Genomic DNA, 11,616 nt, shown 5'->3' on the forward strand with positions numbered 1-11,616 from the left:
TGGCGGCAGATGGCGGAACAATCACAACGAATCCAGCGTGGCCCGGGCTTCGTCGCGGCCGGGGTAGGTGGCGGCAGGGTCGGCCAGCGCCAGTTCGAGCTGCTCGCGGGCGCGATCGTTCTGGTTCTGGCGGTGGTACGCCATGCCGAGGTGGTAGTGGAACACCGGCGCCTTGGCGCCCAGCTGGATCGCGGCCGTGGACAGTCTCACCGCACGTGCGTAGTTGCCGAGGCGGTAATTCACCCACGCCAGCGTGTCGAGGAACGCAGGCTGCTGCGTGGACTCGAGCGGCTCCACCAGCGCCAGCGCGCGGCGCAAGTCCTTCTCGTCGCTGCGGTAATCGACAAGCAGCGCCGCCAGGTTGTTCGCCGCGATCGCCATCTTCGGATGACGCTTCAGCACGGCCTCGAAGGCCGCCATCGCAGGTTCCACCTGCCCGCGTTCGACCAGCAAGCCGGCAAGTGCCATCTGCAGCTCGACGCTCTCCGGTGCCTGCTCGAGCCCGCGGCGCAGCACCGCCTCGGCGCCGTCGAAATCCCCTGCAGCCGAATCCAGCCCGGCAAGGCGCAGATACGGCCCCGCTGCCTTGGGCACTGCGGTCGAGGCGCGTGTCCACGCCTCGCGGGCGGCGGCGGTGCTGCCGCGCGCCTGCTGCATCTCGCCCAGCAGGTCGAGTGCGTGCGCATGGTCCGGGTGCGCGGCCACGTGCGCCTGCACGTAGGCGAGCGCCTGCTCGCGCTGACCCAGGCGCTCGCGCGCCATCGCAGCGAAGCCCAGCGGCTCGATCAGCGCGGGCTCGGCGGCAAGTGCCTCTTCCATCGAGCTCGCGGCAGTCGCGAAGTCTCCGCGATCGAAGGCGATGCGCCCGCGCAGATACAACCCCAGCACGTGCGTGCGCGGCTCGTCGACCAGCTTCTGCACCCGCCCGAGCGCCACGTCCCACTTGCCGCTCTTGCCCAGCGTAGCCACCAGCAGCCGTTGCGCGTCGAGGTTCTGCGGGTCCTGCTCGGCCAGCGCGAGCAGCGCACGCTCGGCGTTCTCGCTCTCGCCCTGTGCCAGCATGAGCCGCGCGGCGTTGTAGGCCGCGTCGCGGTCGGCCGGTGCCACCCCGAGGATCTGGCGGTAGTTGTCGAGTGCCAGGTTCAGCGCGCCGTCAGTCTCGTGCGCGCCGGCCAGCAGCCGCAGCGCGACCACGTTGTCGGGGGCGTTGCGCAGCACCGAGCGCAGATCCGCGATGGCGGTCTTGGTATCGCCGTCCTGCAGTGCAATGCGTGCGCGCGTGATCAGGGCCTCGCTGTTCTCGGACTCGATCGCAAGAATCTCGTCGAGCAGCCGCTCTGCACCCGCGCGGTCATTGCGTGCCAGTACGATCTCGGCCATGCGGTTGCGCGCGAGCAGCGCATCGGCACCCTTGCCGTCGAGCCTGACCACCTCGCCATAAACCGCGAGTGCCGGCTCGAACTGCTGCCGCGCCGCGTACAGCGTGCCGAGCGCGAAGCGCAGCTCGTAGAGTTTCGGCTGCTTCTCGATGAAGCCCTTCAGCGTGGTCTCGGCGAGATCCGGATCGCGGTTGCTCGCGAGGAACTGCGCCAGCCAGAGCTTCAGGTCGACGTTGTCGGGCGTGGTGTTCACGATCTCGCGCAGCGCCGCCTCGGCCTCGTCGGTGCGCCCGTGCTGCTCCAGGTAGCGCACCATGCGGTAGCGGAAGAACAGGTTGTCGGGGTATTCGTCGACGAGCTCACGATAGACCGCGAGCGCCTCGTCGGTGCGCTGGTTCTGCTCCAGCACCTCGATCTTCAGCAGCTTCAGCGTGGCGTTCTTCGTCTGCCGCGCGATGCCGTCACCGATCACCGCCAGCGCGCGCTCCGGATCCTTTTCACCGTAGACCGCGCTGAATACCGAGATGGCGCCCACGTTGTCCGGGTCCTGCTGCAACGCGAGCGAGGCCTCCTGGATCGCCTCGGCAGGCTTGCCCTCGCGGAAGAACACGCTGCCGCGCAGCGTGTGTGCATCGGCATTCGTGGCATCGAGCGCGAGCACCGCATCCGCCTGCGCGAGCGCCTCGGGGTACATCGCGTTCGCGTAGTACGTCTGCCCGAGCCGGATGCGCGCCGGAATGTGCTTGCCGTCCAGGTCCACCACCAGCCGCAGGTTCGCGAACATCTGCTGCCAGTTCTGCTCGCGCTCGTAGAGTTGCGCCAGCAGATAGCGCCCCTCGACGTTGTTCGAGTTGATCTGCAGTACGTTCTTCGTCTCGACCATCGCCTTCTCGAAGTTGCCGGCCGCGAACAGCCCGCGGGCGCGCTCGAGGTACTGCGCCTGGCGATGCTCGCCGCTGCTGCACGCAACGAGCAGCGCCACGCAAGCGACCAGCAGGAGACGGCGAGCAGGGACGATGAACGGCATGAGTCACCCGGGAGAAAGCGTTTCAGGACATGCGAAAACGTCGGGGCTATATACGACAAATGCCTGGATGAAGCCAAACCCACTTCCGTGTGGGTAAGGCCACAACCAGGCACTTGCGGTCACGATAAACGGGCTTGGTATGTCCCGTCATGACCCATATGAATCACAAACCGCAGATATTGCCTCAGGCTGCGACCACGCCGCCGACGGCTCGCCGACGCACCAGGCCCAGCCCGAACAGCGCGGAACCGAACAGCCATGCAGCCGCCGGCAGCGGTACTGCGGTGACCGAAACGGCGTCGTAATTGGTTTGCACGCCCTGCTTCAGCCCCTCCAGCCTGATTTGCAGGGTCTTTCCTGCATCGCCTGCAGTTGCCGTGAAGCTGGTCGTGAGTTGAGCCCATTTGCCCACCGCAAGGGTCGTGAGCGTGGCCGAATCGAGCGTATTGCCATCACCCAGCAAGCTGATTCTGGCGCCATCGAAAGTCACGGCGGAAGTCTGGTTCGTCTCGCGTGTACCCACCATCACGCTCAGCGTATAGGTGTAGCCGGCCTGGATGAGCTCTCCCGTGCTCTGCCAGATCGACCCACCTCCATTCATGTATGCGACCTGCGCCCCGTCGGGGATGGGATCGGTGAACACCGATGCGTACGGAATCCACGTGCCCGTCGATCCGCTCCCCGTCCAGCCGGGGTGAAACCCGCTCCACCACTTCCCATCGACGTCGCTGCTGAGCGCCGCATTCGATGTGGTCTCGAACGACGCATTCGTCACCGGCACCACATAGGCCTGCGATGCCACCGACACCAGCATCGCGCCCGCCAACAACACACCCCTGATTGCGCAACGCATGGCACAGACTCCACTGGAAACAACGATTCGAGGGCACGCTACAACGGCATGCGCGGCAGCGTCATGATCCATATGGGCTACGCGCGGCAGATATTTCCGCAGAACCGCCTCACACTCCCAGCACCAGCAAGGCGGCGATCGCTGCGGTGTTCAGGGTGAAATGCCGGGCACCGGGGGAGCGGCTGAGGACGAATTCGCAGCAGTAGAGCAGCGCAGCCGAGCGCAGCGCGATGCGCTGCAGTTCGATCTCGGCCATCGGGCCGAACGGCAGCAGCGGGATGATCAGAATCATCAGCACCACCAGCGCATCCTGGGTGTCGGGGCGGAACACTTCACGGCGTGTCATGCGGATGGCCAGGAACAGGAACGCCACCATCAGCACCAGCACGACGTCGAAACCGAGCGTGAACACGGGCCTCGCCGCGCTCTCCGATATGGCGTAGACCACGAAGGCGCACGCCATGTACACCAGCAGCCGGACCACGAACTCGCGCCGTTCACGAAATATCGCCCAGACCATGGCGCCGGTGAACGCGGCCAGCAGCGGGGTGTGACCGAGGCCCTCAACCGGCCGTCTGACCAGAAACGCCGCCACCACCAGCAGCAGGCCAAGGCCGGAGGCGATGATCCTGCTGGAGTGCAAATACACCCAGCCGAGCCGGCGCAGCAACTGGTTGCGGCGCTCCACCGTCCCTTCCTGCCGGTGCACGAGCGCGGTGCTGGTGAGGCGCAGTACCGCGACCGGGCCAAGCACGATCAGCGTGAACGCGCCGTAGACGAGCACCACCTTCCATTCCATCGCGAAACGGTACCCCCACGCCAAAGCGAGCAGCAGGAACTGCAGCGCGTAGAGCATGGCCACCGCCTGGTGATGGCTGAGTCCGACGTCGATCAACTGATGATGCAGGTGGCTCGAGTCGGGAAGAAACGGCGACCTGCCCTTCAGGATGCGCAGCATCATGACTGCGGCCGTGTCCAGCACCGGCATGCCGACGATCAGCAACGGCAGCATCGGACTCACGGGCAGGCCCGGTTCCTGCACGAGGAGAATGGCCAGCGCGGCAATCACGTAGCCGAGGAACTGGCTGCCGGTATCGCCCATGAACATCTGCGAAGGGTGCGTGTTGTAGCGCAGGAAGCCCATCAGGCCACCGCCCACCGCCGTCGCGATCACGGGGGCCAGGTACTGTCCGCCCGAAAGCCCCAGCGCCGCGATCAGGCACAGGCTCATCAGCGCCATGCCGCCGGCCAGCCCGTCCAGCCCGTCGGAAAGGTTCACTGCGTTGATCGCGCCCAGCACGAACACAAAGGTGAGCGGCCACGTGAGCCACGGCAGTGCCACGTCGAGCGGCAGGAACGGCACGTGCGGAATCACGGTACCGCCCATCAGCAACGCCAGCGCCGCGAGGATCTGGCCGAATAATTTCCAGCGCACGCGCAGGTTGTGGCGGTCATCCAGGTAACCGAACACCACGATCGTGACTGCACCCACCACCAGCCCGGGCGGCACTTCGTGCCCGACCAGCCAGTACGTCGCACTCAGGAACGCGGCCGCCACGATGCCGAGGCCACCCACGCGCGGCTTCGAGACCTTGTGGATCTTGCGCTTCTCGTTGGGCACGTCGACCAGGTGCCAGCGTTCGGCGTTTTGCATCAGCACCGGCAGCAGCGTCACGCTGATGAACAGTGCGCCGACGAATACCAGAGCAAGCAATACGAGCATCGCCGCCTCAGTCCGGAACGTAACGTTGCAGCAAGGGATACACCTCGTCGACGAAGCGCTCGAGCCGCTGGTCAGCCCCGGCAATATCGCCACCATCAGGCACCGGCGTGGTCACGCGCACGAGCGCCCCGTCGGTGCGGTTCATGAACAGCGCATCGGTGAAGATGTACCACTTCACGAGGTACTCGTTCGTGAGCGAGCGCCCGCGCTGCTGGAACCAGTAATAGACCAGTTGGCGCTGCTCACCCATCTGGATCAGCACGCGGTTCACGCGCAGTGGCCCGCCCGCGAGCGCAACACCAGGCAGCGACACCTGACCGAAGGCCTGAATCTCCCAGCCGCCGCCCGGGATGCAGGACTTCGGCGAATGCACCGACGCCCCCTTGCGCTGCGAGCCGTAGAACGCCACGTAGAAGTTCACCGGTTCGGCCACGCCGGGCGCACGGTAATCCGCGATGAAATGGTCCGTGAGGCGCAGTGACGCCAGCACCTCGGGGTCGATGCTCACCTCACGCCCCACCCAATCACCCTGGATCAGCGGGAAATGCACGAAACCCTCGCGCGCGAGCGGCTGCTCGTCGCGCGCACCGAGGCCCCACGACAGCGGAAGAAACAGGGTCACCAGAACCAGGCAAGCCCACACGGGCCCGGCCTGCGGGCGCATGCGGGCCCCGTCGGCAAGTGCCGCGCGCACCGTGCTCCACGCCGGAAAATCCAGATCCAGCGACGCGAACACCCCCGGGCGCTCCGGGTGAAAGCGGTTGAAGCACCAGATCTCCAGCAACAGCACCGCCACACAGGCCATGAAGATGACCCAGCCCTCGAAGTAATGCAGGAAACCCTCGGCCTGCGCGATGCCGTAACGGTCCACGAGCACGCCGATCACCCCGATGCGAAAACTGTTCATCAATATGGTGATGGGCGCCGTACTCAGGAACAGCACGGCACGCTGCCAGAACGGCGCCCGGTACAGGCAGGCGAGCAGGAAACCGAAACTCATCAGCGGGAACAGGTAATTCAGCCCGCTGCAGGCCTCCACCACCTGCAGCTTGTAGACGCCGAGGTCGATCACGTTGCCCTCGAGGTGGACGCTCACGTCGAAGGCACGCACCACGGCCACACCAATCTGCGAACTCAGCAACTGGAGCTGCTGCGACAGATTGAACAGCAGGAAGTTGGGCAGAGGCACCATGAACAGCAGGTACGCAAGCGGCGCCATCATCAGCCGCGTACCGTGCAGCCCGAGCAACGCAAGCACCAGGCCGTACAGGCCGAGCAGGAAACCGTACTGCAGGATCGTGTACAGACTGCTCAGCTCGCCAAGCACCCAGGTGCACAGGGACAGGAGCAGCAGCACCACACCCAACCAGTGGCCCGCCGATGGCACGGCAGCCAAACGCGGCATGCGCTGCCATGCCAGCAGCAGCGCAACCAGCGGAATCATGTAGCCGTGGCTGTATTCCTCGCGGGACCAGTTCGCGACCATGTAGGAGAGGCCATCCGCGAAGCCCCAGGCCAGCAGCCCGGCCGACAAAAGCCAGAGAACCACGCGAATCATCGGTTCACCGTGCGCTGCAGCAGATCCAGATAACGCCGCGCGGAAACCGTACGGTCGAACTGCTCGCGCACATAACGATAGCCGTCTTCCTGCATGCGCCGGTACATGGACTGGTCGGCGGCCAGTGCCTGCACCGCTCGGGCAAGCTCCGCCGCGTTCTCGGGTTCGATGCACAGCCCCGCACCGCCTTGCTCGATGATTTCCTTCACCTCGCCTTCCACGCCCAGCACGATCGGCCGCTGCATGGCCATGCTCTCGAAGATCTTCGACGGGATCACCGTCTTGAACAGATCGAGCCTGCGCAGCAGTACCAGGCTCACGTCGCTCACGGACCAGATGGCGGGCATCCGGTCCTTCGGCTGCTGACCCAGCATCACGAGGTTCGGCAGGTTCATCGCGCGCGCCCTTTCCTCCAGACGCGCACGCTCCGCGCCGTCGCCCACCAGCAGGAACACGATGCGCTGGTCATCCCGCAACAGCGCGGCCGCGTCAAGCACCGTATCCAGCCCATGTGCCATGCCGTGCGTGCCCACGTAGGCGGCCACAAAGCGCTCGTGCACGCCGATCTGGCGGGCAAAGTCTTCATCGCGCGGCCTGGGCGTGAACAGCGACAGATCAACCCCGTTGCGGATCACCGTGATGCGGTCTTCAGCACCGCCGCGCGCGAGGATGTGCGAACGAAACGCGTTGGTGACCGGCACGATATGGTCCGCCTTGCGGTAGACGAAGCGCTCGATCCACTCCAGCGCCGCGATCACGCGCCGGTTGCGAATGGCGCCCACTGCAAGGATCGACTCCGGCCACAGATCACGGATCTCCAGCACCCAGGGGCAGCGTTTCAGCCGGCTCACGAAATAGCCCGCCAGTCCGTTGAAGAACTGCGGACTCGTTGAAACCACCATATCGGCCTTCGGCAGGAAGGGCGCGACGACGATCGCCATCACCATATAAAAGACGTAATTGAACGTGCGCTTCAGGAAACCCTCGTTCGCGGTGATGTAGGTGAGAACCTTCACGGCCCGGATGCCGTCCTTGTCTTCCACCTGGTAAAGCCGGTTGCGATAGCCGGGGTACGCCTTGCCCATAGGATGGTGTGGCACGCAACTCACCACAGTGACACGATGCCCCGCCTTGACCCATTCCCGGCAATGCTCGTAGGTGCGGTTGGCGGGCGCGTTCACCTCGGGCGGGAAGTAGTGCGACAGGAAAAGGATGTGCATCTCGCCGTGCCGTCCGTTGGTTGTGTGCATCATTCCCTGAAACAGCTTCGGCTTCATGATCCCTATGGATCATGAAGCGGTCCAACACTCTCGAACACGAAGCCCATTCTTGCCGGCAACGCCCCCTCGGTGCGCACCAGCAGTTGTGGCGCATCCCGTCGCACACCGAACCCGGGGCAGTATGGCGCGGTGCACCATTGCATCACACCACCGTGCAGGCTGCTCAGGCGCACCACGCCGCCGTGCGGCAATCGCAACAGGCAGGCCTGGTCGGATTCGGGAATGATCTCGATATCCGGGTGAAACAATAGCCTACTGCCGAGCGCAGCGTGACCCTTCCCGCGCAACTCGTCCTCGATACGCACGTTCCAGGCAGCGCCAGAGCGCAAAAGCTCGACGACACGCCGATGACGAATACCCCCGCCCAGCGCGGGGAACGCGAGAATCTCACCCGAAAACCGCAAGCCACCAGACACCGCTTCGATGCCTGCACGAAGCACCCGGGCCCGGCGCGCCACCCGGAACTCACCCCAGATCTCGGACTGCTCGGCCCCTTCCACGGCCACCGTGTTGTGAGCCGCAGTGGAGCGCACGTAATGACGCATCGGCCCCGGTTCGTATTCGTACACCCCGGTATCGACCACGAAGGGCAGGCCACCCAGATACCACTCGAACGACAACATATCGCAGTGGGTGTGGCCCGGCTGGTACGCCGGCCCCACGTCACCACACTTCAGCAACAGCTCGCCGGCGTTCGCATCACGCCAGCCGAATACACCGAAGCACGGCAGTTCGACGCGATCTGCGGCAAGCCCGGTCCACCGCAACCGCAGCGCCTGCGCACGCGAGTACAGCACGGAGGGGCGCGGCGCGCTGTTGAATGCCGAGTCGTTGAACAAGGGGTAACAGTCACCCGGAAACTCGATGCCTGCGAGCAGAGCCATGGCTCGAATCGCCGCTTGCTCCACCGCCTCACGCAAGGGCGCCCCCAGCGCACCTTCTACCGCACGATCCAGCTCGAGCAGATCGAGCAGCCCGCCGAGCAGCACACAGTGGTACGAAGGACTGCGCTCGTAGTGCCCGCCATCCGGCAGGAACTGTTCGTGCACCTGCGCGAACAACCCCGCCCGCCCCATGCGCAACCAACGCGACGCATCCGGGGCCGGCAGCACCGCACCGGCGAACACCAGCGCCTTGAGGTTCTCGAAATAGTGGTTGGCGAGGATGTGTTTTTCCGGGCGCCGCTGCAGCCAGCGCGCTTGCGCCACCGCACTGGCCAGCAGCTGTGGCGCAGGCGGTTCGGCATTGCGCAGCAGCCACCGGCACCAGCTGACCAGTCGCAGGCTGAGCGCATAGGGTTCCCAGCCGGGCGATGAGCCCGGCGGGTTGCTGTGTATCCAGTGCGCAATCAGATCCCGCTGTACGCGGGGTTCCAGGTCACCGCCGTCCAGATATTGGAAGTAGTGGAGGTTGTAGCCCCAGAGCCTGGGCACACCGGGCGGACGCCAATCGAGCTCACCGGCCGCGAAGGACACGTCACGGTTCAGGAAACGGAACGACACCGGGTGGGCAAACGGCTGCGCCTCGGCCGGCTGCGCAGCCCAGCGATCCAAGCGCTCCTGCACCGCGCGGCGCAACACCCATACCGCGAGCTGACTGGGCCGCAGGTGACGCAGCGTGGAAAACAGCAATCGGGCGCGGGCGAGCACGCTCAGCGTCCGATCTCCTCGGCGGCGCGGATGCATACCTCGGCCACCTCGAAGAGTTCGGTGGGCGGTATCAACCCGGTCGCATCGCCGCTGGTGATGGCCTGCACGAAGGCCGCGGCGCAGGCGCGCTGTCCCTTGTCCTGCCTCCACGCCCGGCTGGAGGCCAACCCCGGCCAACCCACGCTTTCGAGCCTGCGGAAGTTGTCGATGCGCGCGATACCTCCCTCGCAAAAGACCTCGAGCCGCTCCTTGGGAAAACGCCGGTTGCCGTTCGCAAAGTAGTGCACCGTGCCCACACTGCCGTTGGCGAACCCGAGTTGCAGCGACCAGGTGTCGCGCGGTCCCTGCCCCGCCATCGCCACAACAGCGTGTCGCGAAATGGGCGAGCCCGCCAGGTAGCGCAACAAGTCCACGAAGTGGCAGCCCTCACCGATGAGCCGCCCACCGCCCACCTGCGGGTCTTGCGTCCAGTGCGAAGCGGGGATGGCGCCCGAATTGACCGTCATGACCATCGATACCGATGCCTGCCGCCCGGACAGCGCACGCTTGAGCGCCTGCACCTGCGGCGCGTAGCGGCGGTTGAAGCCCACCATCAGGATTGGTGCTTCCTTGCCCAGCCCCGCGTGGCAACTGCGCACCTGATCGAGTTGTTCCAGTGTAATGGCCAGGGGCTTCTCGACGAACACGTGCTTGCCACTGCCCAAGGCGTCCACCACCCACCGCGCGTGGCTGTCATGGCGAGTAGTAACCACCACGGCGTGGACCGAGTCGTCGGTTAGCAGCGCGGCCGCGTCGGTGGTGGCCTGCTCCACCCCGTGCTTGCGCCCGACGTGGACCGCACTGAGCCCGGTAGCAGACGCAATGGCGCGCAGTCGTGCCGGTGTGCGCGCAAACGCCGGCACCAGCACGGCCGACGCGTAGTTGCCGGCGCCCACGAACGCCAACGACACGCTGCCCGTGCCCGGTCGGTTGGGCGGCGGCAGGTCCACGGTGCGCTGCATCAATGCCACCGGGTCACCGCCGGGGTATTTCAGCAGCACACCCAGCGGGTTGCCTGTGGCAATGAGGTCATAGGCCTGGGGCGCATCCTCGAACGCAAAGCGGTGGCTGATGAGCGGCCGCACATCCAGGCGCCCGTCGGCCATCATGTCCAGCACCGCCTCGAAATTACGCTGCTCCGTCCAGCGCACGTAGCCGATGGGGTAGTCGTGACCCTTTTCCTCGTATTCCGGGTCATAGCGGCCCGGACCATAGGAACACGAGACCTGGAAGCTGAGTTCCTTCTCGTAGAAGTCGGCGCGCGACATCTCCATGCCCACCACGCCCACCAGCACGATGCGCCCGCGCTTGCGGCACATGGTGGCGGCTTGGTGGATGGGCTCGTTGCTCTTGGTGGATGCAGTGATCAGCACCGCGTCCACGCCGCGCCCCCGGGAGAAGCGCTGCGCCGCCGCCAGCGGATCCTGCCCGCGTGACAGGCGTACCACCTCTGCGCCGAACCGCTCGGCCAGATCGAGCTTCGCCTCATCGAAATCCAGGCCCAGCACGCGGCAGCCGTGCGCGCGCAGCAATTGCACGGCAATGAGGCCTATCAGCCCCAGGCCAGTGACCACGACAGATTCACCCAGCGTGGGCTGTATGAGGCGTATGCCCTGCAGCGCGATGGAGGCGATCACGCCAAAGGCGGCGCATTCGTCATCCACCGCGTCGGGGACCCTGGCGCAGAGGTTCTTGGGGACGCAAACGATCTCGGCGTGCTTGCCGTTGGACAGGACACGATCGCCGACCGAAAAGCCCTGCACGCCCTGCCCAACGGACTCGACCACACCAACATTGCAGTAGCCCAGCGCCAATGGTGTATCGAGTTTGTTCCGGACGGACTCGAGCGTCTGGATGAGGCCGTCGCTTCTTACCTTATCGAGGACTTGGCGGACTTTGTCGGGTTGTTGGAGGGCCTTTTGGATAAGGTTTCCGCGACCAAAATCCACAAGCATTCTTTCGGTACCAATGGACACCAAGGTAACCGACGCACGCACCCACACCGCCCCATGCTCAACGGACAGGGACGGCAACTCCGTTAGGACTATCGCTCCCTTATTGAGATCCTGAGTAAGTTGCCGCATCCAGAAACCCACCTTTCGCGCAGC

7 protein-coding genes are annotated in these 11,616 nt (G+C 65.4%); all 7 read right to left on the reverse strand.

Annotated features, from left to right (window positions below; translation table 11 throughout):
• Window positions 1-21: 21 nt before the first annotated feature.
• Window positions 22-2,406 carry a tetratricopeptide repeat protein gene (locus H7A12_14655; protein ID MCP5322039.1) on the reverse strand — a complete coding sequence of 795 codons (2,385 nt, stop codon included), beginning with the start codon at window positions 2,404-2,406 and terminating at the stop codon, window positions 22-24.
• Window positions 2,407-2,590: 184 nt separating this feature from the next.
• Window positions 2,591-3,259 (reverse strand): VPLPA-CTERM sorting domain-containing protein, encoded by a 669-nt coding sequence (locus H7A12_14660; GenBank protein ID MCP5322040.1) that lies wholly within the window; start codon window positions 3,257-3,259, stop codon window positions 2,591-2,593.
• A 109-nt stretch (window positions 3,260-3,368) separates the two neighbouring features.
• Window positions 3,369-4,982, reverse strand: a complete 1,614-nt coding sequence (locus tag H7A12_14665; protein ID MCP5322041.1) for an undecaprenyl/decaprenyl-phosphate alpha-N-acetylglucosaminyl 1-phosphate transferase — start codon at window positions 4,980-4,982, stop codon at window positions 3,369-3,371.
• A gap of 7 nt (window positions 4,983-4,989) precedes the next feature.
• Entirely contained in the window at window positions 4,990-6,540 is a 1,551-nt protein-coding gene (gene xrtD, locus H7A12_14670) for a VPLPA-CTERM-specific exosortase XrtD (GenBank protein ID MCP5322042.1), read from the reverse strand.
• Window positions 6,537-7,760: a glycosyltransferase family 4 protein gene (locus H7A12_14675; protein ID MCP5322043.1), complete on the reverse strand. Its 1,224-nt coding sequence runs from the start codon at window positions 7,758-7,760 to the stop codon at window positions 6,537-6,539. Before H7A12_14675 ends, xrtD begins: the two co-directional genes overlap by 4 nt.
• Before the next feature lie 62 nt (window positions 7,761-7,822).
• The gene (locus H7A12_14680; protein MCP5322044.1) at window positions 7,823-9,469 is read right to left on the reverse strand and encodes an alginate lyase family protein; all 1,647 of its coding nucleotides are present in this window, start codon (window positions 9,467-9,469) and stop codon (window positions 7,823-7,825) included.
• Window positions 9,470-9,471: 2 nt separating this feature from the next.
• Window positions 9,472-11,592, reverse strand: coding sequence for a bi-domain-containing oxidoreductase (locus H7A12_14685; GenBank protein MCP5322045.1), 2,121 nt, complete (start codon window positions 11,590-11,592; stop codon window positions 9,472-9,474).
• Window positions 11,593-11,616: the final 24 nt, after the last annotated feature.

The sequence above is a fragment of the Pseudomonadales bacterium genome (genome assembly GCA_024234165.1).
Classification (GTDB): Bacteria; Pseudomonadota; Gammaproteobacteria; order Pseudomonadales; family UBA5518; genus UBA5518.